This is a genomic window from Mycobacterium sp. IDUB_9, from assembly GCF_055419505.1.
In genome coordinates, this window is the sequence record NZ_JBVAXU010000007.1 from 89260 (window position 1) to 110828 (window position 21569).

A 21569-nucleotide genomic window follows, 5' to 3' on the forward strand; every position below is an offset into this window, starting at 1 on the left:
TGTTTCGGCGGCGGGGAGATCGCCCGGCCGAGTCAGCCACCCAACTCCCGGATCGGATCACTGCCGTCCCAGCCGGCAGCCTGTTCACGCACGTGGCCAGCCATGCCGGCGGAGGCCTCGGTCAACTCCATGATCTCGACGATCGTGGCACCCGTCGGCGGCTCGAAGTAGGCGAATCGAACGCCCTCACCTTCCCCGCCGGACCACACCTGCGGCCAGCCGGCTTCGCGTAGTTTATCCATCGCCGCATCGAAATCGTCTGTCCAATAAGCAAGTTGGTGAAATCCCCCGCCTGCGCCGGCGCCGGCGAGAAACTCGGTGAAGATGCTCGGCGTGTGATCGAGTTGTTGGATCAGCTCGACCTGCAGGTCACCGCTGTTCGACAACGCCAGAGATAGTTTCACCTCGCAGGGCGCGCCCCGGTACGTCACGCGCTGCGGCAGGTTGCGGATGACGAACCACGGGCCCACACCCATCTTCAGCCAGCCCGATATCGCGTCGTCCAGGTCGGTGACCACGTACCCGATCTGGCGGACCTCCCCCGGTAGAACCTCGCTCACGCCGCCTCCATTCAGTAGCCCGTCTGAACTGCCCACGAGAGCCCATCGACAGTCGGTTCTCACTAGACGAGAATTGCATTTCCAGTTATCGTCAGCGACGTGTCAACACAGATTGCTCTGGCGCCCGAGATTTCGACATGGCCCGACGCCGAACCCCAGCTGATCGGCAGCCGCTGCACCGACTGCACGGCCACCACGTTCCCGGCCCAGGCCCGCTGCCCCAAATGCTCCGGCGGCAACACCGAAGAGAGGCGCCTACCCCGGCGCGGCACCGTCATCGCCTGGACCACCCAGGGCTTCCCACCCGGCGCCCCCTACAAGGGACCCACCGGAAAAGCCTTCGTCCCCTTCGGCGTCGGTCTGATCGAACTCGCCGACGACACCGGACCCGTCCTGCGCGTCGAAGGCCGCCTCACCGAAAACGACCCGGCCAAATTGCAATTCGGCATGGACGTCGAACTCACCATGATCCCGTTCACCACCGATGAAGACGGCAACGAGATCGTCACCTTTGCCTTCGCACCCGTAGGAGCCTGATGAACGACGTAGCCATCATCGGCGTCGGCCTGCACCCGTTCGGCCGCTTCGACAAGACCGCGATGCAGATGGGTGCCGAGGCAATCCAATTCGCGCTCGAAGATGCGGGCCTGGAATGGAAGGACATCCAGTTCGGGTTCGGCGGCAGCTATGAGGTGTCCAATCCGGATGCGGTCACCCGCCTGGTCGGACTGACCGGCATCACGTTCACCAACGTGTTCAACGCCTGTGCCACCGCCGCCAGCGCCATTCAGCAGACCGCCGACACCATCCGGTTGGGCAAGTACGACATCGGGATCGCGATCGGCCTGGACAAGCACCCGCGTGGCGCGTTCACCGACGACCCGGCCAAACTCGCTCTGCCGCAGTGGTATGCCGAGAACGGCCAGTTCGTCACCACCAAGTTCTTCGGGATGAAGGCCAACCATTACATCCACAAGCACAACATCTCCGAGGAGACGCTGGCGCGGGTGGCCAACAAGAACTTCCGCAACGGTGAACTGAACCCGAATGCGTTCCGGCGCAAGGAGATCTCGGTCGAGGAGATCATGGCCTCACCGGTGCTGAACTATCCGCTGCGGCAGTACATGTTCTGCGCACCGGACGAGGGCGCCGCTGCAGTGATCATGTGCCGTGCCGACATCGCGCACAAATTCACCGACAAACCGGTGTACGTGCGGGCCAGCGAGATCCGCACGCGCACCTTCGGCGCCTACGAGGTGCACGGCACCTCCGCTCCGCTCGACGAGGATCCCTCGCCGACGGTGTACGCGGCCAAGGCCGCCTACGAAGCCGCAGGCATCGGCCCGGAAGACGTCGACATCGCTCAACTGCAGGACACCGACGCCGGCGCCGAGGTGATCCACATGGCCGAAACGGGACTGTGCGCCGACGGCGACCAGGAGAAGCTGCTCCTCGAAGGCGCGACGGAGATCAACGGCACGATGCCGGTCAACACCGACGGCGGCCTGATCGCCAACGGCGAGCCGATCGGCGCCTCGGGCCTGCGCCAGATGCACGAGCTCGTGCGTCAGTTGCGCGGCGAGGCCGGCGATCGTCAGGTGCCGGGCAATCCACGGGTCGGCCTGGCCCAGGTCTACGGCGCGCCGGGCACCGCCTCGGCCACCATCTTGTCGCTCTAGATCCCTGCGCGAGCAGACGCAAACTGGCCCATTTCCAGAGGAATCAGGGCAAGTTTGCGTCTGCTCGCGGGGATGTCAGGCCGGCAGTTCCAGCGGCTGCGGCTCACCTTCCAGGCGTCGCAGCCAGTCCTCACAGAACTGCAGTACCTCGGTGTGCCCCGACGTCATGCCCAGGGCCTGCTCCATGACCATCACGCGCGACACGCTGGCCGCGATGAATGTCCACACGATCGGCGGCACCTCGGAGGCGTCGACGCCGTACCGGCGCAACGCCCCCTCTATCGCCTTCGTCTCGGCGTCGCGGAACATCTCGGCGTAACGGCCGATCTCGGCCCGCAACACCTTGCGGTGGTTGGCCAACCCGGTCATCTCCATCGTCAGGCGCGTAGCGCTGGGATCGATGGAGAACCGCCACAACGCCCACAGCGGCTGCGGCGATTTCAGGGCCTCGGCCTGCGCGACCAATCCCTCTTCGGCACGCCGCACGAACACCGCCAGAAACAGGTCGTCCATGGTGCGGAAGTAGTAGTGCACCAACTGGGGCTTGAGACCGGCCCGCTCGGCCACCCGGCGGGACGTGACCGCGACGTACCCTTCCTCGATCATCAGCTGCTCGGCAGCATCGAGCAGCACGATCCGGTTCTTCGCGTCCGGCGCCCCGATCCTTCGCGCCGATGCCATACCCGACCCTCCTTACGGCTTGCCCCCGACAATGTCTGGCTGATCGTAACTTTCCCCCAGCCTCGTGACCTTGACCACGACTCTACCGACATGCTAAGCAGGTGCTCAGCAATTTTCGAAAATTCTTCGCGCGGTGCAGCCCGTCGCGAAACCACCGCAGCGCATATCGATTTCGGGAGGCAGCGCACACCATGACCGAGACCAATTACGACACTGTCGACTACTTCACCGACCCGTCGCTGGTACCTGACCCGCACCCGTACTTCGACCACCTGCGCAGCAAGTGTCCGGTGGTGAAGGAGCCGAATTACGGCGTCATGGCCATCACCGGGTTCGAGGAAGCCACCACGGTCCTCAAGGACACCGATCTCTTCTCCTCGTGCATCGCGGTGGCCGGCCCGTTCCCGCCGCTGCCTTTCACGCCCGAGGGTGACGACATCACCGAGCAGATTGCCGCGCACCGAGCGCAGATGCCGATGTTCGAGCACATGGTCACCATGGACCCACCCGACCACACCAACGCCCGTTCCCTGCTCAACCGGCTGCTCACCCCGCGGCGGTTGAAGGAGAACGAGGACTTCATGTGGCGACTGGCCGACCAGTGCCTCGACGACTTCATCGCCGACGGCAAGTGTGAGTTCCTCAGCGCCTACGCGAAGCCTTTCTCACTCCTGGTCATCGCCGACATGCTGGGGGTGCCCGAAGAGGACCACGAGGAATTCCGCACGGTGCTGGGCGCCCCCCGGCCCGGGGCTCAGGTCGGCTCCCTCGATGGCGACCTCGTCGCCAGCAATCCGTTGGAATGGCTGGACGAGAAGTTCAGCAGTTACCTCGAAGACCGTCGAAAAGAACCGCGCGACGACGTGCTGACGGCACTCGCGACGGCGAACTACCCGGACGGCTCCGTACCGCCCATCATCGAGGTCGTTCGGTCCGCGACATTCCTGTTCGCAGCCGGCCAGGAGACCACCACCAAACTGCTGTCGGCCTCATTGCGCGTGCTCGGCGACCGCCCGGACATCCAGCAGGCCCTGCGCGACGACCGTAGCCGTATCCCGACCTTCGTCGAGGAAGCCCTGCGGATGGACGCCCCGGTCAAGAGCCAGTTCCGGCTGGCCAAGAAGGACACCAAGCTCGGCGACATCGAGGTGCCCGCCGGTACCACCCTGATGGTGTGCCCGGGCGCGGTGAACCGCGACCCGGTCCGGTTCGAGGACCCGCACACCTTCAGTCTGGATCGCAAGAACGTGCGTGAGCACATCGCATTCGGCCGAGGCGTCCACAGCTGCCCGGGTGGCCCGCTGGCCCGCGTCGAGGGCCGGGTGTCGCTGGAGCGCATCCTGGATCGGATGGCCGATATCGGTATCGACGAGGAGTTCCACGGTCCCGCCGACGATCGTCGCTACAGCTACGAGCCGACGTTCATCCTGCGCGGCCTGACCGAGCTGAACATCACGTTCAAGCCGGTGCGCTGACCCCGGACCCGGACTGCCGATCCGCGAATCTCGTCTCCGTCGTATTTGTTATTCTCCGAATGAGAGAATGACAATCTCACTGGCGAAGACGAGATTCCGGTTTCGGCACGGTGAAGCCTGATCTCGTTCTATAGTCAGCCGACCAGTGCCGATCCGTGGAGGTGCGTGTGAAGTCCAGTTTGATCCGCATGGCGTTGAGCGCCGCGCTGGGATTGGGGACTGCAGTCGCATTGGCACCGCCGTCACAGGCCATGTATTTCGGCAACTACAACCTGAACATGCCGGACCGCAGGGACTTCCACACCTGGATCTGGGCGGCCGTCAATCCGTGCAGAAGCCCGGGTACCGACATCCAGCTCAAGGACTGCATCATCGTCGTGACCATCCCCCAGCCGGTGGCCAAGGCAGTCTCCAGCAATGTCCAAGCGCACTTGGTGGACGGTCGGTTCTCGATGACGATCGACGATCCCTTCGGCCTGCGGTGCGGAGACATCTACTACGGGCCGACGATTCCCACCCATGACGTGTACTCGTGGGATGCCAACACGCTCGCGGGCGAGATGGTTTCCTCGTTCGATGCCGGTTGCGACGGCGCTCCCGGCGGCGCCTTCACCTACCCGTTCACCCTGACGAGGATGTGATCGATGCGCCACCTGATGAGCCGAGCCCTGACCGTCACGACGGCCACCGTGCTGACGGTCGGCACAATCGCCACGGCCGCACCGGCATTCGCCGACGATCCAGAACCGCCCGGTCCACCGCTGCATCACGTGCAATACACCGTGACCTCCGACGCCCCGTACTGGGCCCACATCTACTACCGCGACACCGACCCCGTTCAGTTCTCGGATTACAGCCACAATCCGTACGAGTTCAGCCCGAGAGCCGACGTGGACATCGCACCGGACCGGCCGTGGGTCTTCGATGCCATGCTCGCCGACCCGGACCTGTGGGCGATGGTCCTGGTGCAGAGCGGTGAGTCACCCAACCTTCCGACCCCTGGGTTCAACTGCAAACTGACCGTCGACGGCGTGGTGGTCAAGACGAACAGTGGCCCCAAGGGCGCGGTGTGTTCGATCCGGAACTGGTAGATCCCAACTCACGACCGAAATGCCTGGGGGCGACGCGAATCGCGTCGCCCCCAGGCATTTCTCAAGCGTTGAGCTCAGGCGTCGCCACGAAGCCAGCGTGTCTCACCGTTCATCGGCACGCAGCTCAAGAACAGCCCGTCCGGGGCCTGGGCCACCGAGTTCTGTTCGTTGATGCACAGGCTGTTCTCGTCCCTGATGCCGACCATCGGCGGCGACCGGAACCACCTCGGCTCATAGCGCCGCGGCGAGCCGCAGAACACCAGCCGGCCCCACCCGTTGCGCGCGTCCACCCCGAACACGTAGTAGGCGGTGTTGTCGCACGGAGCGCCGAGCACGGCGTTCGGGTTGATGCCCGGTGTGCAAAACGCGTCATTACATGTCTGCGGACCCGCATTCGCCTGCGGAGCAGCCAGCATCCCGGCGACAATCATTGAAGCGGTCACCATCACCGTCACACGCACGTTGCTACTTTCGCATAGCTGGAAATCAAACTCTCGGTTTTGGAGAATATTACTACGAATGGCCCGCCGCAGTTCTCGTGCGCCGTGGGGCGGTGGTTCGGAGGCCACCACAATCCATCGTGAACCAGCCCTTGATAGTGATATTCTCCGGAATTGAGAAGATGGCTACCGCCTCGTCAGGTCGGCCAGAAGGAGCGTTCATGTCAGTCTCCCGGGTAAGCGCTGTTGCGGCGGCCGTTGCCGCCGCCGCGGCCGTCAGCCTGAGCGGCGCCGCCCCTGCGGTCGCCGGCGAACAGTGGGGTATCAACGGCACCTACGCCACGTCGTCCAACGGCGAATGGGCCAAGATCAACGACCGCTACGAGAACCAGCCCTCGACACGCGGCAACTGGACAATCTCGACCCAGTGCATCTCTCCCACCGAATGCAACGGGACGGTGAACAGCGACGCGGGCTGGACCGCCCCGGTCTACACGACCAACGGACTGTGGTACGTCAAGCGGGTCGTACCCAATTGGCGTTTCTGCGCCGACGGCACACCGGTTGAGGGCATGCAGATAATCAAGTTCTATCCGGTGGGTTTCGACGGCCACGTTGACGTGACCGCAACCGAATACGCCGGCGAGGACGTGACCACCGGCCCCAGCGGATCCTGCGGACGCAATCAGTGGCCCTCCGTCCGGATGCCGTTCTATATGAGGCCCGCATAGCTGCTGTCGGCTTCAGCTGGAATCGAAAAACGGAGTCAGACAAAAGAACTGGCCACGGGCTGTTGCCCGTGGCCAGTTCTTTTATGCACGGCCGGCTATGTCGGCATCAGGTCCTGCCACGACTTGGCCGAGGACACCAGGTCCGTCTGCTTGTACAAATTGCCGTCGCTGCCCATGTACTCCCCGGTGCGCGGGTTGTACTTCGCAATCGCCACCGACGGCCCATGGCCGGCCCCACCGTTGAATGCGCTCGGCGCCACGCCGGGTTGTGCGGGCATGGGAAGCTCAGGCGCGTCGGGCAATACCCCTTGACCGTGCGGGACGGACGGAACCTCGGTGGCCCGCGGCTGGTCGTTCGCGGGCACCGGAACCGCGGCCGGATCCCCCGGCGGCGGTGGCGGCACGCCGGGCACCGGCGGCTCCAGGTACATCGGTTGCCCCGGCAGCAGGGGGCCCGGACCCGTCCCGGCGAAGCTCGGCGCCGGCTGGGGCTCAGGTGCCGCACCCGGTGGCGGAGCGGTCACCCCGGGCGGCAACGGGGTGCCTCCGAGCGGCCCGAAGATCTTCTCGTCCGGCAGCACCCGGGTGTCCGGGGGCACTCCCTGCGCGATCAGGTTGGGGTCGAGCGGGTACGGCCCGAGAGCATGCTGGCGCTGTGCCAGCGGCTGGAATCCCCTTGGGTCGTTGCACAATTCGACCGTCGGTGCCCGCTTGCCGGGGTGGCCCATGCACGGATAGTTCCGTGCACCACGCACGCCGATCGGGGAATCCTGCGGCAACTTGCAGTAGATGTTGTCCGGGGTGTCGATCACGGTGGTGTCGGCCGGGGAGCGCCAGGCCGAAGGCGGCAGGAAACCCACCGTGCAGGTCGGCGGATCACCCAGTCCGAGGGAGAAGTCGGCCATTGGAAGGCCGCTCGTATTGTTTGTCGGCGCGTAGGTCTGCAGCTGAGCGACGTACGGCGGCAACAACACCAGCAACTGCTCGATCGACGGGTTATAGGTAACCGCGATCTGGCCGAATGTGGTCAGATTCGCCAGCAAGACCGGCAACGTCGGCTTGATCTGCTCGAGCAGCTTGGTGGTCTCCTGCGCGAAACCCGGACCGTTGCGTAGCAACGATCGAACCTCGGGATCCTTCTCTGCAACCTTCCCGGTGATACCGGCCATGCTGGCGGCCCAGGTCCGGATCGAATCGGTCGTTTGGGCCTGCGCATCGAGGAAGGGCTTGGAGTCGTCGATCAGTGCCCGGGTCTGGTCGGAGATCGCGTTGGAATCCCTGGTGATCGTCGATGCCGAGTCCAGCAGCGAGCCGAAGTCGTAGCCGGTGCCGTTGAACGCGTTATAGGACTCGTCCAACAGCTGGCTCAGCTTGTCCTTCGGGATGGTATCCACCAGGGCACTGAGCTGGTCGAGCATGGGACCGACCGCCTGCGGAACCTTGGTGTTCGATACCGCGATCACCGAGCCGTTGTCCAGGTAAGGCCCGGAGTTGGTGCGCGGCAACAACTCGACGTACTGCTCACCCACCGCCGACATGCTCCGGACCTCAGCAGCCAGGTCGGCAGGCACTTTCGGAGAGCGGTCCAGAGACAGAGTCGCCTCGGCACCCTTGTCGGTCAATTCCACCGAGGTGACCTTGCCGATCTGGGACCCGCGGTAGGTGACGTTGCCGAACTGGTACAGGCCCCCCGTCGCCGGCAGTTCCATCTTCACCGTGATGCGACCGATACCGAGCAGCGTAGGCAGCTGCATATAGGCGAACAGCATGACGGCCACACCGACGACAGAGGCGACGGTGAAGAGAATCAGCTGAGTCCGGATGAAGCGCGTGAGCATTACCCACCACCTTCTGTCGCCGCTGGAGTAGGTGGTGCCGGTGGTGCCGGCTGTTCAGCTGGAGCCGAACCGCCTTGCTGCGCATAGGGTCCCGCGAACACCGAGGTAGACGGACTCGGCGCTGCAGCCGGCTGCGGCATGCCACCAGGCATGGTCATCGGTGCCGGAGGCACCACCGGGAGCACCGGGCCGGAATAAGTCGGCGCCGGGAGATCCGGTGGGGGCGGGGCGTCCGGCACGGCCGGCTCCTCCCCTGGCAACACATCCGGCGGCGGTGGGGCGACTCCGGTCTTGAGCGGGTCGTAGGTGTAGTTCAGATACCCGGGTTCACCCGGCACCGGAACGTTTTGGACGTCTCCGTCTTCCCAGCGGGTCCCACGCAGCAGGCTGCGTTTGAGGTGCGGGATCGTCATGTCGAAGTACGCGAACAGGTTGTAGTAATCGCCACGGATGACCCGGTCCATGAAGCTGTCGGTAAACGGGAAGTGCGGGGCGTATGAGAGCACCGCATCGAGGTCCGGCCCGACATTGGCCAAGGCCTTGAGCGCAGGCTCCAGATTCTTCAGGTTCCTGACGAGATCAGCCTGCGACTCGTTGACGAACTGGTTGGCGGTGTTGCTGAAAGTCCCCAGCTTCTGCAGCGCCGTGGTGAATCTCGGCCGCTCCTTGATCAACACGTCGAGGGCCGGCGGAATCTTCTCCAGTGCACGGGTGATCACATCGCGTTGCCCGGCGAAGGTCGATGCCAACTGGTTGAGCCCTTGGATGGACGTCACGATGTTGTCGCGCTGGGCATCCAACGCGCCGACGAAGGTATCCAGTCGGGTGAGCAGGTCGCGGAAATCGGTTTCCCGACCGTTGATCGCGGCACTGAAGTTGTGGATGACATCGCCCATCTGCCCCAGGCCGCCGCCGTTCACCACCGCCGCCAGCGAGGACAGCGTCTGCTCGGTCGTCGGATACGTCGACGAGTTGTTCAGCTGAATCGTCGCTCCTGCTGGGAGTTTCCCATCTGGCGCCTGCCCGGCCGGCGGGTTGATGGCCAGATGCATCGAACCCAGAAGGCTGGTCTGCCCGATGCTGGCCACCACGTTGGCCGGCACCACCACACCCGGCTTCACCGAGAACTCGACGTCGGCGTGCCAGTCCTTCACGGACAGGCTGCGCACGCTACCGACGACGACGTCGTTCATCATCACCGGTGAGTTCGGTTCCAGCGTGGCCACATTCGCGATCTCGACGTGGTAGACGCTGGAGTCCGTACCCCGGCCCACCGCGCCTGGCAGCGGCAGCGAGTTGACACCTTGAAAGGCGCACCCGCTGGTGGTCAACGCGACGCAGGATCCGACGGCGATCGCCAGTCGTACCGGCTTTCCCCTGGTCATGCTGGTGGCGTCCCTTCTGCTGGTGACGGTGCCGCAGGCGCCGGGGCTTCGGCGGCCAGCGGACCGGGCGCAGGACCTGGCGCAGGTCCCGGCGGCGGACCCGCTTGTCCCCCAGCTGGATTGAGCATGTCCGACACCGTGTTCGGCATGTTGGGTGGGTAGTAGTCGCCTCCGGGAAGCATCTGCTGGGCCCCTGGCGGCGGCACCCCGGGCTCCCGGCCGGTGAACGGCGGGGGCGGCTCGGGACCCGGGTTGTACGCCGAGATCGCTGGTGGCGTCTCGGGCGCAGAGGGCGCCCCACCACTGCCGCCAGGTGCCAGGCCCGGCTCGGAGTACACGATGTTCTCGGGTTTGGCCGATGGCATCAGGTAGGGGTCGATCGGGAACGGAAGGTAGTTGAAGTTGACCAGCCGCAGCGCCGGGCCGAGATACTGCGAGCACAGTTTCGCGGTCTCCGGTGCGGTGGTGTTCTCGACAGCGCCGATCGCGCCGCAGACGAACTCCACCGGGTTGGAGAAGTTGTTCATCACGAACTGACCGACGGCGCTGCCCGTGTCCGGGTTGTAGATGTTGTAGCCGTTCATGAATGCGTTGGGCGCGACGTGCAGGAGATTCTCGATGTGCATCTTGTTGTCGACGAGATTCTGGGTGACGTTGGCCAGCCGCTGCACCTGCTCAGAGGTCTGATCACGAGATCCCGCGACGAACCGCTGCACGTCGACGACCGCCACCGAAAGGTTCGTCAGCGCCGCGTCGAGGTCGGACCGGCTGCCGTCGACGACGCTGGTCAAGGTGGCCAACCGGTTCTGGAACGACACCACCTGTTCGTTGCTGTCCCGCAGCGCGGTCATGAATGTCTGCAGGTTCTTGATGATGTCGACGATGTTGCCGCTGCCCTCGGCGAGGATGCGGGCGACGCCGGACAACTGCGAAATGGTCTGCCGCAGTTTGTCGCCGTTGCCTGCCATCGCGTCGGCCGTGCTGTTGATGAACCGCGACACCGACGTCCCGTCGACACCGCTCTGTGGTCCCAGGTCGGTGGAGAGCCGCATCAGCTGCTCCTTGACCTCATCCCACTCCACCGGAACGGCGGTGCGGTCCAGGCCGATCACCGCGTCGTCGGGCAGCGTGGGGCCACTCGACCGGTAGGCAGGCGCGAGCTGCACATAGCGTGCGGCGACCAGGTTCTGGGCCACGATCACCGCTTTGGCGTCCGCGGGGACCGGCACGTCGTGGTCGACCTTGAGCGTCACCCGGGTCTGGGTGCCCTCAGGCTTGATGGACTCGATCGTGCCGACCTTGACGCCGGAGACCCGGACATCGTCACCCGGGTAGACGCCGGTGGCCGAGGTGAACATGGCGGAGATGGTCTTCTGCCCGAAGAGCTTCTGGCGCAACAGCACTGCTCCGCCCACCACCAGTAGCGCCACCAGCGCCACCGCCAGCCACTTACCGAGACGACTGCGGTTCATCAGCGTGAACCTCCGGGAATTCCGTTGTAGGGCAGCGGCAATTCGGCCCGCGGGCCGGCATTGTCCGGCGGCTGGCCGGCGTTGGTCCCGCGCCGGAATCCGAACGCGTAGTCGAAGAACGGCTGCAGCAACTGAGCGGGCTGCAGGTTGGGAACGTAGGCGTTGTAGTAGGCGCCGTTCGCCAGGGTCTCGGCCTGGGACAACTGGAACTTGTTCATGTTCGGGAGGGCCTTGCTGATGTTGTCGCGGTTGCGTTCCAGCATCGCGGTCACCGAGTTGAGTCGCTTGAGTGTCGGCGCCAACACGGCTTCGTTGTCGGCGACGAGACCACTGAGTTGCTGCGAGACAGCAGCTGTGTTTGCGAGCAGATCGACGAGCGCCTGGCGCCGGTCGTTCAGCACACCGAGCAGATCATTGGCGTTGAGAATCAACGTGTTCAGCTGATCGCTGCGCTGGGACAGCACGACTGTGACGTCGCTGGCGCTCTTGAGCAGGCTGGCCAGACTCTCGTTGCGCCCGTTGATCGATTTGGACAGCCGGCTCAGACCGTCGAACGTCGGCCCCAGCTTGGGTGCGACCTGGTCGATCGTGGCCGAAAGGGTATCCAGAGACTGGTTCAGCGATGTCGTGTCGGTACCCGCCGAGTTGGTGGTCAGGTCACTGACCGCTTCGGTCAGCGAGTACGGCGACGACGTGCGCGACGTCGGGATCACGTCGGTGGTGCGCAGCGTGCCGCTGCCATCGGACTCCAGCGTCAGCACGCGCTCGCCCAGCAGTGAACCGGTGCGGATGTGCGCGGTGGTCAGCGATCCCAGGGGGTACTTGCCCTCGGTGGTGAAGGTGACCAATGCGTCGCCGTTCTCCAACGACACGTCGGTGACCGCACCGATCTTGATCCCTGACAGCGTGACGTCGTTGCCCGCGGCGATGCCGCCGGCCTCGCTGAACAGCGCCTGGTGACGGACCGAGGAGGCCCACTGCTGCAGCCGCTCGGGCTGTAGCCCGACGGCGATGATGAGCATCATCAGCACGACACCGATGAAGCCCGCCTTGATCAGATTTGATTCGCGGTACTTAAGCATCAGGGCTCCGCGCACCTCCCGCCTTGTTGTTTGATCATCGGGAAGTGCGCAGTGCGCCCCTGCAGATCGGTGACGCGGATGGAAAGTCCGCAGATGTAGTACATGATCCAGCTGCCGTAGGAACCCAGCCGAGCCAGCTTGCGGAAGTTGTCGGGGGCCTTCTGCAGGCCCCGGTCCAGGACGATCTGGTGGTCGTCGAGCAGCGGCGCCAGCCGGTTCATCTGATCGACGGTCCCCTTGAGCGGTGGGCGCGCCTCAGTGAGCAGGCTTGCGAGCGAAGCGGTTCCGTTGTCGAGTTGGGTTACCGCCGTGCCGAGCGGGTCACGATCCTGCGACAGGCCGCTGATCAACTGTTCGAGACGGTCGACGGTTCCGTCGAACTTCTTGCCGTCCTTGGCCAGCGTTCCGACGACCACGTTCAGGTTGTCGATCAGCTGCTGAATGACCTGGTCGTTGTTGGCCAGCGTATTCGAGAACGACGACGTCTTGCTCATCAGTGAATCGAGAGTGTCGCCCTGTCCTTGGAAGATCTGGATGAGCGACGACGTCAGCGCGTTGACGTCCTGGGGGTTGAGTCCCTGGATCACCGGACGCAGGCCGCCCAGCAACATATCGAGATCCAGCGCACTGGCGGTGCGGTCCTTGGGGATCTGTGATCCGGCGGGCAGCAACTTGGTCGAGCCGGGGCTGTCGATCAACTCCAGGTAGCGGTCGCCGACCAGGTTCAGGTAGCGGACCGCAACCTTGGTGCTGGCGGTGAGCGCGATATCGCGGTCGGTGTCGAAGTCAACCCGAACAGACTTGTCCGATTGCAGCGAAACGCCTTTCACGGTCCCCACCCGGACCCCGGCAATGCGCACCGAGTCCCCGGACTCAAGACGTGAGGCATCACCGAACACGGCCGAGTAACCCGAGTAGGAGCCGCCGCGGTATTCCGAGAACGTCATGAACAGGAAGGCCGTGAGGACGACCATCACGACGGCGAACGACGCGAACTTGATGAATGTGCTTCTGCCGCGCTTCATCCCGGCTGTCCGATCTGCATGGTGTTACGTGGCGGACCGTCCAGCGGGCCGAACAGGATCTGCTTGAGTCCGTCGGAGTTGAACAGGATGCCCTGGTTGCCGTACTTCCACGGGTTGGCGTTGGTATCGGTGACGAGGTACTTGGCCTTGTTGCCGAATCCGAGGTACGGCAGGCCCATGCATTGCGGCCCGCCCTTGGCAGCCACCTTCGGCAGGTTCTGCGGGTAGCGGTACCGCTCGATCCCGAGTGTAAATGCGACGTTCACCACGACGCCGGGGTCCGGCTGCGGCGGCTCCTTCAGCAGATAATTCATGCCCTTGAGGCCGCACTCCAGTCCGGGAGCGTACTCATTGAGCAGATCGGTGGTGGGTACCAACACGTTCAGCGTTTTGCTCAGGGCCTCACGGTTACCGCCGATGACGTCGTTGCCGGCGTCGGCCAGGCCGATGGAGCTGACGAGGAAGTTGTCGAGGTTCTGTTGCTCGGCCACGAGGCTGTCGCTGATCCGGTTGGTGTTGTCGACGGTCTTGAGCAGGTCGGGTGCGGCGTCACCGTAGGCCCGCGACACCGCGGCCATACTCTCGATGTCACCGGTCAGGTTGGGCAGGCTCGGCTCGATCTTCTTCAGCACCGCGTCGAAGTCGGACAGCGACTGCCCCATCGCCTCGCCGCGCCCGGAGAACGCCGACGACAACGCGCCGAGGGTCTCGTTCAGCTTGGCCGGGTCGATCTTGTTCAGGACATTGGTCAATTGCTGGAAAACCGTGTTCATCTCGACGGTGACATGGTCGCCCTGCAGGGTCTGGCCGGGGCGGAGCTTGTCCGATGACGGATTTTCCGGCGCGACGAGCTGGACGTACTTGGCGCCGAACACGGTCGTCGAGGCGATGTCTGCCTGAACGTTGCCGGGGATCAGGCGCAGCTGGGACGGGTTCATCGCCAGGTGCAGCACGGCCTTGCCGTCGGCACGCTGCTCGATCGAGCTGACGGTGCCGACCTGCACACCGCGCATCTTCACCTTGGCGTCGGGGTTCATCACCAGGCCCGCGCGATCAGAGATCAGGGTGATCGGCTCGGTCTTGGTGAAGCTGCCGCGGAACAGTGCGACCGCCAGGCCGAAGATCAGGCCTATAGCGACCACGGTCGCCAGACCGGCCAGTGGCCGCGCGGAACTGCGCGCACCGAAGCTGCGTCCGGGACGTGCTGCCACCGGCGCCGCGGTACTTGTGGTTTCGGACCGGTGGGCTGGACCCGGTCCCACATTTCGAGTCAATTCTTCTCCCTAACCCGACAGGTTGAAGTTGCCGTTGGAGCCGTAGACGGACAGTGACACCAGCAGGGTCACCGAGACCACGACGATCAGCGAGGTACGTACGGCGTTGCCTACCGCCACCCCGACTCCGGATGGCCCGCCGGAGGCGAAGTAGCCGAAGTAGGTGTGGATCAACAGGATGGTGATGGCCATCAGGATGGCCTGCAGGAACGACCAGAGGAGGTCGATCGGGTTGAGGAACGTCGTGAAGTAGTGGTCGTAAAGGCCGCCCGACTGCCCGAGCAACACCACGGTGGTGAACTGGGAGGCCAGGAACGACAGGATCACCGCGATCGCGTACAGCGGGGTGATGGCGATCATCCCGGCCACGATGCGGGTGGACACCAGGTATTCGACGGGCCGGATCGCCATCGCTTCCAGCGCGTCGATCTCCTCGTTGATGCGCATCGCCCCGAGTTGGGCCGTCACGCCCGCCCCGAAGGTCGCGGCCAGCCCGATACCGGCCACCACGGGCGCAGCGATCCGGACGTTGATGAAGGCGGCCAGGAATCCGGTCAGCGCTTCGATGCCGATGTTGCCCAGCGAGGAATAGCCCTGGATGGCGAGCACACCGCCGGTAGCCAGGGTCAAGAACCCCACGATCACCACCGTGCCGCCGATCATGGCCAATGTGCCTGCGCCCATGGAGATCTCGGCGATCAGCCGGACGAGTTCCTTGCGGTAGTGCATGGCGGCGTGCGGAGTGCCTGCCAGCGCCTTGAGGTAAAACAGCGTGTGATCGCCGATGCGGCTCAACGTCGACACCGGCTTGTTGAACTGCCGGGTCACCCGCGGATAGGTCGACCGCAGGATCGTCATGGTTCCCATTGCTTCCCCTGCCTCAGTGCGCCGTCATGCGGATACCGATGGCCGTGACGACCACGTTGATGACGAACAGCGCCATGAAGGCGTACACCACGGTCTCGTTCACCGCGTTGCCCACCGCCTTGGCGCCGCCACCGCTGATGGTCAACCCGCGGTAACAGGCCACCAGCCCGGCGATCAGTCCGAACAGCGCAGCCTTGACGCACGAGATGATCACCTCGGGCACACCGGTCAGCAGCGTGATGCCGGCCGCGAACGCACCCGGGTTCACATCTTGGATGAATACCGAGAACACGTAGCCACCCAGAATGCCGATGATCACCACCAGGCTGTTGAGCAGCAATGCCACGAGCCCCGAGGCCAGCATTCTGGGGGTCACCAGGCGCTGGATCGGGTTGATGCCCAGCACCTCCATGGCGTCGATCTCCTCGCGGATCGTGCGGGAACCCAGATCCGCGCACATCGCCGTCGCACCGGCACCGGCGACGATCAGCACCGTCACCATCGGCCCCAGCTGGGTCACCGCACCGAAGGCAGCGCCGGCGCCGGACAGATCGGCCGCACCGAGTTCGCGGAGCAGGATGTTGAGGGTGAAGCTCACCAGCACGGTGAACGGGATCGCCACCAAGAGCGTCGGCGCCATCGACACCCGGGCCACAAACCAGCACTGCTCGAGGAACTCCCGCCACTGAAACGGCCGCACGAACACGAACCGCACCGCATCCAACGCCATCGAGAACAGCGCCCCGACGGCCTGCATGGGGCCGGACAGGCTACGTACCAGAGGTACTCCGGTCGACCATTTATCTGCCATCAGAACTCCTGTCCCGGCAAGTGGCTGCCGACACCGCCGTTGGTGCGCCGATGTTAAGTGGTTCAGCGCGCCGGTGCTCGAACAGATCTAGTGCGCATGGTGCGGCCTGCGGCCCCACCGGGGTCATGCCGCAACCCCGGAATCAGCACATGCCAACCGGCTGGTTGGGTGTTTACCGATCCGGCTGTAATCCGAATTCAACTCAGCCCCAATATCTTTGACATCCATGACCGCGTGTGGGCCCGGCGACTCGACAACAGCCGGCAAATACGAGGTGCGTTCGAGCATCTGACGCACCTCCTGTTTCCCGCTGATGTTCTGCGCTCCACCGGATCCAGCGGCGAAGCCGGACAGACTTGTCCGTATGACTTCCCCCCGGGTGCCTGATGCTATCGGACCCGGGATCTGTCGCGGAGGCAAATAACGTAGAACTTGCTCGGGTAGTTGACAATTGGCGCGGCCCAGCCCGTACGGTTGCACCGCATGGCCCCTTGTGCCGTGAGCTGCGTTGGCAGCAGCCCACGACAGGCGGGTTCCGGTGGAATCGTTGAAGGGCATCACAGAGGCGGCTTAGGTGACGGCGCCGACGGTCTTGAGTTCGATGATGCGATCCCAGTCCAGTCCGAGTTCGCCCAGGATGTCGTCGGTTTGTTCGGCGAAGCCCGGCGCGGGCCCGGTGCTCGGCGCGGTGACGTCGAACTGCACCGGATTGGCCACCAATTCGAGCTCGCCCGCCTGCACGAGGTACTCGTTGGCCCGGACCTGGGCATCCTTGCCGGCCTGGAGGGTGTCCTGCACGGGAGCCCACGGACCGGCCAGCGTGGCGAATCGCTCGCTCCACTCTGGCAAAGTTCGCTTCTTCATCGCTTCGGTGAGGATCTCGACCGCGTCGGGCGTGTTCTCTGCGAACGATTCGGCCGTGGCGAACCTCGGATCGTCGATGTAGCTCTCCAGGTCCATGTGCCGGCAGACGTCGGCCCAGAACTTGGTCGGCTGCATCATCACGAAGGAGATGTAGCGATCGTCCGCGGTCGCGTACAACCCGACCAGCGGATTGATCGGCGACCCGTGTACACCGGGTGGCGGTGTCACCATCAATTCATTCAGGTGCTGGGTCAACGCCACGGTGTGGCCCATCGACCACAGGCCGCTCCCCAGTAGCGAGACGTCCACCACCGACGGCTCGCCGGTGCGCTCCCGCTTGAACAATGCCGCGGCAATACCGCCGGCCAGGTTGGTGCCCGAGATGGTGTCACCGTAGGCGGGCCCCGGTGGTGCGATCATTCCCGCCATCCCGGCGGGAGTGATCGTCGCGGCCGTGCCGGCCCGGCACCAGAAGGCGGTCATGTCGTAGCCGCCCTTGACCGACTCGTCACCGCGGGGCCCCAGCGCGCTGCCGCGGGCATAGATGATCTTCGGGTTCACCGCGCGAATGTCCTCGACGTCGATCCCGAACTTCTGCCGGTGCCCCGGCAGGAAACTGGTCAGGAAGACATCGGCCTTTTTGGCCAGTTCCAGCAGGATCTCGCGACCCTCCGGCACCGACATGTCCAGCCCGATGCTGCGCTTGCCGCGGTTCGCATGCTCGATGTTCGGATTCGGGTCGCCCTCCACGCGCAACGGCCCGGTCTGACGCAGGCCGCGTTGCGGGTCGCCGGTGACGGCGTGCTCGACCTTGATGACGTCGGCACCCCACTCCCCCAGCACTGCACCCGCCGACGGGACGAAGCCGTACATCGCGACCTCGAGGATGCGAACTCCTTGCAACGGGCCGGTCACGACAGCACCCGCGCGAACGTCTTGGCTTCCATGAACTCCTCGAGTCCGGCGGTGCCCATCTCGCGGCCGATGCCGGACTGCTTGTACCCGCCGAACGGACTGTCGGGGCTGAAGTAGTTGCCGCCGTTGATGGAGAACGTGCCGGTCCGGATCCGCCGGGCCACGCCCAGCGCACGATCCTCGCTGCCGAACACCGCGCCGGACAGCCCGTAGATCGAGTTGTTGGCGATCCGCACGGCGTCGTCGTCGTCCTCGTAGGCGATCACCGCCAGCACCGGTCCGAAGACCTCTTCCTGGGCGATCTCACTGTCCGGATCGACATCAGCCAGGAGTGTCGGGGTATAGAAGTAGCCCGGATCGACCTTCTGTCCACCGGTGACCAGCGTCGCGCCGGCCTCGACGGCCCGCTGGACCATGCCGTCGACTTTGTCCCGCTGCTTCTCGCTGATCAGCGGCCCCATGTAGGTCTTGGGATCGGTCGGATCGCCGTAGCGGACCAGGCCGAAGTTGTTCTTGATCAGTTCGACGATCTCGTCCTTGTGCTTGGCGGGCACGAGCAGCCGCGAAGTCAGCGCGCAGCCCTGACCGGCGTGGGTGACCATGCTGAAGGCCGAGAACAGTGCGGCGGTATTGAAGTCGGCATCGTCGAGCACGATCGCGGCCGACTTGCCGCCGAGCTCCAGGAACACCTTCTTCAAGGTCTCACTCGCCGCGGCCATGATGCGCCGGCCGGTGGGCGTGGAGCCGGTGAAGGTGACCATGTCGACGTCGGGACTCGTGGTGAGCACCGCGCCGACCTCTGGGTCCGCACCCGAGAGCACGTTGACGACGCCGGCCGGGATGTCGGTGTGGTTGGCAATCAGCTCGCCGAGGGCCAGCGTGATGAGCGGGGTATCCGGAGCCGACTTGAGCACCACGGTGCAGCCGGCAGCCAGGGCCGGCGCCAGCTTGGCCAGGGCCAGCTGGTTCGGATAGTTGTAGGCGATGATCGCGGCCACCACGCCGCCCGCTTCCTTCTCAACCCACCGGTGATGCTGCATGCCGCGGCTCTCGATGTTTCCGAGGTCCTCGGTCAGCGGGTAGGTCTTGAGCAGCTCCGCGTAGTAACGGACGATGTCGATCGGCCCGTCGAGCTGCGCGCCGGCGCACAGCGCAGCCGTGGCCCCGACCTCGGTGGTGGTCAGGGCGGCCAATTCGTCGCGATGTTCGACCAGTGTCTGGTGCAGCTGCTCCAGGCAGTGGATCCGCAATTCCGTGTTCGTGGACCAGTCGGTGTTGTCGAACGCGTGCCTGGCCGCAGCGACCGCGGCCTCGGCATCGGCGACGGTTGCGTCCGGCGCATGGCCGAATACCTCACCGGTAGCTGGATTGACGGAAGGAAACGTCCGCGGCGTCTCGCGCAGCTCTCCGCCGATCAACAACTTCCGGTCAGCACGCTGTTCTTGCGCGATGGTCGGCGCTTCCTGCTGCATCATCCTCCTCAGGCGTTTCCCACTGTGATGGAAACTGCATTCTCATCACCGGCGAATCATACATTCGCTCGATGAGAACTCAAGTGAAAGCTAGATCAGCTAGTCATGCCCTATTCGCTGCGAATCCACCATCCGTGCAGGCGGCACCGAGGTTGGGCCCGGATCTTGCGGTGCGGGCCAGTCCGAGAGTACGGTTCTCATAATCGGAAGGATGATTCTTGACCCCTGAGAAAGTCCGGCCTCGCCCGGCGACCGGAGATCTGCCATGAAGAATGCCGTTGTCACCGGAGGAGGTTCAGGCATCGGGGCGGCCGTCGCGGCCCGCTTGCGCGCCGACGGCCTCCATGTCGCGACACTCGACCTGCAGCAATCCGACGATGAGTTCGCCCACGTCGCCGACGTGACCGACCGCGCCGCCGTCGACTCCGCACTCAACGCCGTTCGCGCCCAACTCGGCCCGATCTCGGTCTTGGTCAACGCCGCCGGGCTGGACTGCTTCAAGCGTTTCAGCGACGTCTCGTTCGAGAAGTGGCAGCAGATCATCGACGTCAACCTCAACGGCGTATTCCACTGTGTACAGGCGGTATTGCCCGACATGCTCGAGGCCGGCTGGGGCCGGATCGTCAACATCTCGTCATCGAGCACACATTCGGGTCAGCCCTTCATGGCGCCCTATGTCGCGGCGAAGTCCGCGGTGAACGGTCTGACCAAGAGCCTCGCGCTGGAACTCGGCCCCAGCGGCATCACAGTCAACGCCGTGCCGCCGGGCTTCATCGACACCCCCATGCTGCGCAAGGCCGAAGGCAAGGGGTTCCTCGGGGACACCGACAGGCAGATCGAACAGACCCCGGTACGGCGGATGGGCAAGCCGGAAGACATCGCCGCGGCCTGCGCCTTCTTCGTCTCCGACGAGGCGAGCTACATCACCGGCCAGATCCTCGGCGTCAACGGCGGCCGTAACACCTGACGGGCGCGACGCACCCGAAACATCATCAGCAGCGAAAGGACATATGCAGTGGGAAGCAGCGCAGAAGGCCGGGTGGCCGGGAAAGTCGCATTCATCACCGGCGCGGCACGCGGCCAGGGCCGCAGCCACGCGGTCCGGCTGGCCGAAGAGGGCGCCGACATCATCGCGGTCGACATCTGTAAGAACTACGACACCGTCGGCTATGCGATGGCGACAGCCGAAGATCTCGAAGAGACCAAGAACTACGTCGAGAAGACCGGTCGGCGCATCGTCACCGCCCAGGCCGATGTCCGCAACGAGGCCGAATTGCGCGGTGCGCTGGACGCCGGGCTCGCGGAGTTCGGCAAGGTCGACATCGTCGTGGCGCAGGCCGGCATCGCCGCGATGAAGGGTCAGCCCGCGATGCAGGCGTGGACCGACGGCATCAACACAAACTTCGTCGGCACCATCAACGCCATCCAGGTCGCGCTGCCACACCTCAAAGAAGGCGCTTCGATCATCGCGACCGCATCGGCCGCCGCGCTGATGGACGCCCACAACAAGCCCAACCCGGGTGGCGATCCGGGCGGCATGGGCTACATGATCTCCAAGCGGCTGATCTCCGAGTACGTGCATGCGCTGGCCACCGAATTGGCGGTGCGCGGTATCCGCGCCAACGTCATCCACCCGACCAACTGCAACACGAACATGCTGCAGAGCGAGCCGATGTACCGCTCGTTCCGGCCGGATCTGGAGAACCCCACCCGCGCCGACGCCGAACCGGTGTTCGGTGTGCAGCAGGCGATGAAGGTCAACTTCATCGAGCCCGAGGACATCAGCAACGCGGTGCTGTGGCTGGCTTCCGACGAGTCCCGCTACGTCACCGGTATGCAGCTGCGCGTCGACGCCGGTGGCTACCTCAAGTGGTACGACTACCACGTGTGATTACTCAGCCATTGAT

At 64.7% G+C, this 21569-nt stretch carries 21 protein-coding genes; 8 read left to right on the forward strand and 13 right to left on the reverse strand.

The window, feature by feature from the left end; all coding sequences use genetic code 11:
* Positions 1 to 32 precede the first annotated feature (32 nt).
* Complete coding sequence (locus ACZY08_RS25050; protein WP_463747314.1) at positions 33 to 560, reverse strand: VOC family protein; 528 nt, start codon at positions 558 to 560, stop codon at positions 33 to 35.
* A gap of 99 nt (positions 561 to 659) precedes the next feature.
* Between ACZY08_RS25050 and ACZY08_RS25055 the strand changes: the two genes are divergently transcribed.
* Positions 660 to 1097, forward strand: coding sequence for a Zn-ribbon domain-containing OB-fold protein (locus ACZY08_RS25055; protein ID WP_463747315.1), 438 nt, complete (start codon positions 660 to 662; stop codon positions 1095 to 1097).
* Positions 1094 to 2239 carry a thiolase family protein gene (locus ACZY08_RS25060; RefSeq protein WP_463747501.1) on the forward strand — a complete coding sequence of 382 codons (1146 nt, stop codon included), beginning with the start codon at positions 1094 to 1096 and terminating at the stop codon, positions 2237 to 2239. Before ACZY08_RS25055 ends, ACZY08_RS25060 begins: the two co-directional genes overlap by 4 nt.
* A gap of 75 nt (positions 2240 to 2314) precedes the next feature.
* Here the strand turns inward: ACZY08_RS25060 and ACZY08_RS25065 are convergent, their stop codons facing one another.
* Entirely contained in the window at positions 2315 to 2920 is a 606-nt protein-coding gene (locus ACZY08_RS25065) for a TetR/AcrR family transcriptional regulator (protein ID WP_463747316.1), read from the reverse strand.
* Positions 2921 to 3111: 191 nt separating this feature from the next.
* On the opposite strand from ACZY08_RS25065, the gene ACZY08_RS25070 reads away from it, so the two are divergent.
* The 3 genes from ACZY08_RS25070 (at position 3112) to ACZY08_RS25080 (ending at position 5486) form a co-directional block, all read left to right on the forward strand.
* Positions 3112 to 4395, forward strand: a complete 1284-nt coding sequence (locus ACZY08_RS25070) for a cytochrome P450 (protein WP_463747317.1) — start codon at positions 3112 to 3114, stop codon at positions 4393 to 4395.
* A gap of 167 nt (positions 4396 to 4562) precedes the next feature.
* Entirely contained in the window at positions 4563 to 5036 is a 474-nt protein-coding gene (locus ACZY08_RS25075) for a hypothetical protein (RefSeq protein ID WP_463747318.1), read from the forward strand.
* Positions 5037 to 5051: 15 nt separating this feature from the next.
* Positions 5052 to 5486 (forward strand): hypothetical protein, encoded by a 435-nt coding sequence (locus ACZY08_RS25080; RefSeq protein WP_463747502.1) that lies wholly within the window; start codon positions 5052 to 5054, stop codon positions 5484 to 5486.
* Between the two features lie 74 nt (positions 5487 to 5560).
* Here the strand turns inward: ACZY08_RS25080 and ACZY08_RS25085 are convergent, their stop codons facing one another.
* Positions 5561 to 5917: a hypothetical protein gene (locus ACZY08_RS25085; protein ID WP_208301462.1), complete on the reverse strand. Its 357-nt coding sequence runs from the start codon at positions 5915 to 5917 to the stop codon at positions 5561 to 5563.
* 230 nt (positions 5918 to 6147) lie between these two features.
* On the opposite strand from ACZY08_RS25085, the gene ACZY08_RS25090 reads away from it, so the two are divergent.
* Entirely contained in the window at positions 6148 to 6657 is a 510-nt protein-coding gene (locus tag ACZY08_RS25090; protein ID WP_463747319.1) for an Rv2253/PknI dimerization domain-containing protein, read from the forward strand.
* Positions 6658 to 6752: 95 nt separating this feature from the next.
* On the opposite strand, the gene ACZY08_RS25095 is transcribed toward ACZY08_RS25090, so the two are convergent.
* The 10 genes from ACZY08_RS25095 to ACZY08_RS25140 all read right to left on the reverse strand — a co-directional run bounded on the left by ACZY08_RS25095 (position 6753) and on the right by ACZY08_RS25140 (position 19665).
* Positions 6753 to 8495, reverse strand: coding sequence for an MCE family protein (locus ACZY08_RS25095; protein ID WP_463747320.1), 1743 nt, complete (start codon positions 8493 to 8495; stop codon positions 6753 to 6755).
* Positions 8495 to 9880, reverse strand: coding sequence for an MCE family protein (locus ACZY08_RS25100; RefSeq protein ID WP_463747321.1), 1386 nt, complete (start codon positions 9878 to 9880; stop codon positions 8495 to 8497). The genes ACZY08_RS25095 and ACZY08_RS25100 overlap by 1 nt, the downstream gene beginning before the upstream one ends.
* The gene (locus ACZY08_RS25105) at positions 9877 to 11352 is read right to left on the reverse strand and encodes an MCE family protein (protein ID WP_463747322.1); all 1476 of its coding nucleotides are present in this window, start codon (positions 11350 to 11352) and stop codon (positions 9877 to 9879) included. The genes ACZY08_RS25100 and ACZY08_RS25105 overlap by 4 nt, the downstream gene beginning before the upstream one ends.
* Positions 11352 to 12434 carry an MCE family protein gene (locus tag ACZY08_RS25110; protein ID WP_463747323.1) on the reverse strand — a complete coding sequence of 361 codons (1083 nt, stop codon included), beginning with the start codon at positions 12432 to 12434 and terminating at the stop codon, positions 11352 to 11354. Before ACZY08_RS25110 ends, ACZY08_RS25105 begins: the two co-directional genes overlap by 1 nt.
* Positions 12434 to 13459 carry an MCE family protein gene (locus ACZY08_RS25115; RefSeq protein ID WP_463747324.1) on the reverse strand — a complete coding sequence of 342 codons (1026 nt, stop codon included), beginning with the start codon at positions 13457 to 13459 and terminating at the stop codon, positions 12434 to 12436. Before ACZY08_RS25115 ends, ACZY08_RS25110 begins: the two co-directional genes overlap by 1 nt.
* On the reverse strand, positions 13456 to 14733 hold the full coding sequence (locus ACZY08_RS25120) for an MCE family protein (RefSeq protein ID WP_463747325.1): 1278 nt from the start codon (positions 14731 to 14733) through the stop codon (positions 13456 to 13458). Before ACZY08_RS25120 ends, ACZY08_RS25115 begins: the two co-directional genes overlap by 4 nt.
* Positions 14734 to 14742: 9 nt before the next feature.
* The gene (locus tag ACZY08_RS25125) at positions 14743 to 15600 is read right to left on the reverse strand and encodes an MlaE family ABC transporter permease (protein WP_463747326.1); all 858 of its coding nucleotides are present in this window, start codon (positions 15598 to 15600) and stop codon (positions 14743 to 14745) included.
* Between the two features lie 13 nt (positions 15601 to 15613).
* Complete coding sequence (locus ACZY08_RS25130) at positions 15614 to 16411, reverse strand: MlaE family ABC transporter permease (protein ID WP_454791140.1); 798 nt, start codon at positions 16409 to 16411, stop codon at positions 15614 to 15616.
* Positions 16412 to 16981: 570 nt separating this feature from the next.
* Complete coding sequence (locus ACZY08_RS25135) at positions 16982 to 18190, reverse strand: CaiB/BaiF CoA transferase family protein (protein ID WP_463747327.1); 1209 nt, start codon at positions 18188 to 18190, stop codon at positions 16982 to 16984.
* Positions 18187 to 19665: an aldehyde dehydrogenase family protein gene (locus tag ACZY08_RS25140; RefSeq protein WP_463747328.1), complete on the reverse strand. Its 1479-nt coding sequence runs from the start codon at positions 19663 to 19665 to the stop codon at positions 18187 to 18189. The genes ACZY08_RS25135 and ACZY08_RS25140 overlap by 4 nt, the downstream gene beginning before the upstream one ends.
* A gap of 262 nt (positions 19666 to 19927) precedes the next feature.
* Here ACZY08_RS25140 and ACZY08_RS25145 point away from each other — a divergent pair, with 262 nt between their 5' ends.
* Positions 19928 to 20629: an SDR family NAD(P)-dependent oxidoreductase gene (locus ACZY08_RS25145; RefSeq protein ID WP_463747329.1), complete on the forward strand. Its 702-nt coding sequence runs from the start codon at positions 19928 to 19930 to the stop codon at positions 20627 to 20629.
* Between the two features lie 48 nt (positions 20630 to 20677).
* Positions 20678 to 21553 (forward strand): mycofactocin-coupled SDR family oxidoreductase, encoded by an 876-nt coding sequence (locus ACZY08_RS25150; RefSeq protein ID WP_463747330.1) that lies wholly within the window; start codon positions 20678 to 20680, stop codon positions 21551 to 21553.
* Positions 21554 to 21569 lie beyond the last annotated feature (16 nt).

Coding starts and splice junctions, on each gene's coding strand:
- ACZY08_RS25065 (WP_463747316.1), bottom strand. CDS start 2,920: ATGGCATCGGCGCGAAGGATCGGGGCGCCGGACGCGAAGAACCGGATC.
- ACZY08_RS25070 (WP_463747317.1), top strand. CDS start 3,112: ATGACCGAGACCAATTACGACACTGTCGACTACTTCACCGACCCGTCG.
- ACZY08_RS25080 (WP_463747502.1), top strand. CDS start 5,052: ATGAGCCGAGCCCTGACCGTCACGACGGCCACCGTGCTGACGGTCGGC.
- ACZY08_RS25085 (WP_208301462.1), bottom strand. CDS start 5,917: ATGATTGTCGCCGGGATGCTGGCTGCTCCGCAGGCGAATGCGGGTCCG.
- ACZY08_RS25090 (WP_463747319.1), top strand. CDS start 6,148: ATGTCAGTCTCCCGGGTAAGCGCTGTTGCGGCGGCCGTTGCCGCCGCC.
- ACZY08_RS25095 (WP_463747320.1), bottom strand. CDS start 8,495: ATGCTCACGCGCTTCATCCGGACTCAGCTGATTCTCTTCACCGTCGCC.
- ACZY08_RS25100 (WP_463747321.1), bottom strand. CDS start 9,880: ATGACCAGGGGAAAGCCGGTACGACTGGCGATCGCCGTCGGATCCTGC.
- ACZY08_RS25105 (WP_463747322.1), bottom strand. CDS start 11,352: ATGAACCGCAGTCGTCTCGGTAAGTGGCTGGCGGTGGCGCTGGTGGCG.
- ACZY08_RS25110 (WP_463747323.1), bottom strand. CDS start 12,434: ATGCTTAAGTACCGCGAATCAAATCTGATCAAGGCGGGCTTCATCGGT.
- ACZY08_RS25115 (WP_463747324.1), bottom strand. CDS start 13,459: ATGAAGCGCGGCAGAAGCACATTCATCAAGTTCGCGTCGTTCGCCGTC.
- ACZY08_RS25125 (WP_463747326.1), bottom strand. CDS start 15,600: ATGGGAACCATGACGATCCTGCGGTCGACCTATCCGCGGGTGACCCGG.
- ACZY08_RS25130 (WP_454791140.1), bottom strand. CDS start 16,411: ATGGCAGATAAATGGTCGACCGGAGTACCTCTGGTACGTAGCCTGTCC.
- ACZY08_RS25140 (WP_463747328.1), bottom strand. CDS start 19,665: ATGATGCAGCAGGAAGCGCCGACCATCGCGCAAGAACAGCGTGCTGAC.
- ACZY08_RS25145 (WP_463747329.1), top strand. CDS start 19,928: ATGAAGAATGCCGTTGTCACCGGAGGAGGTTCAGGCATCGGGGCGGCC.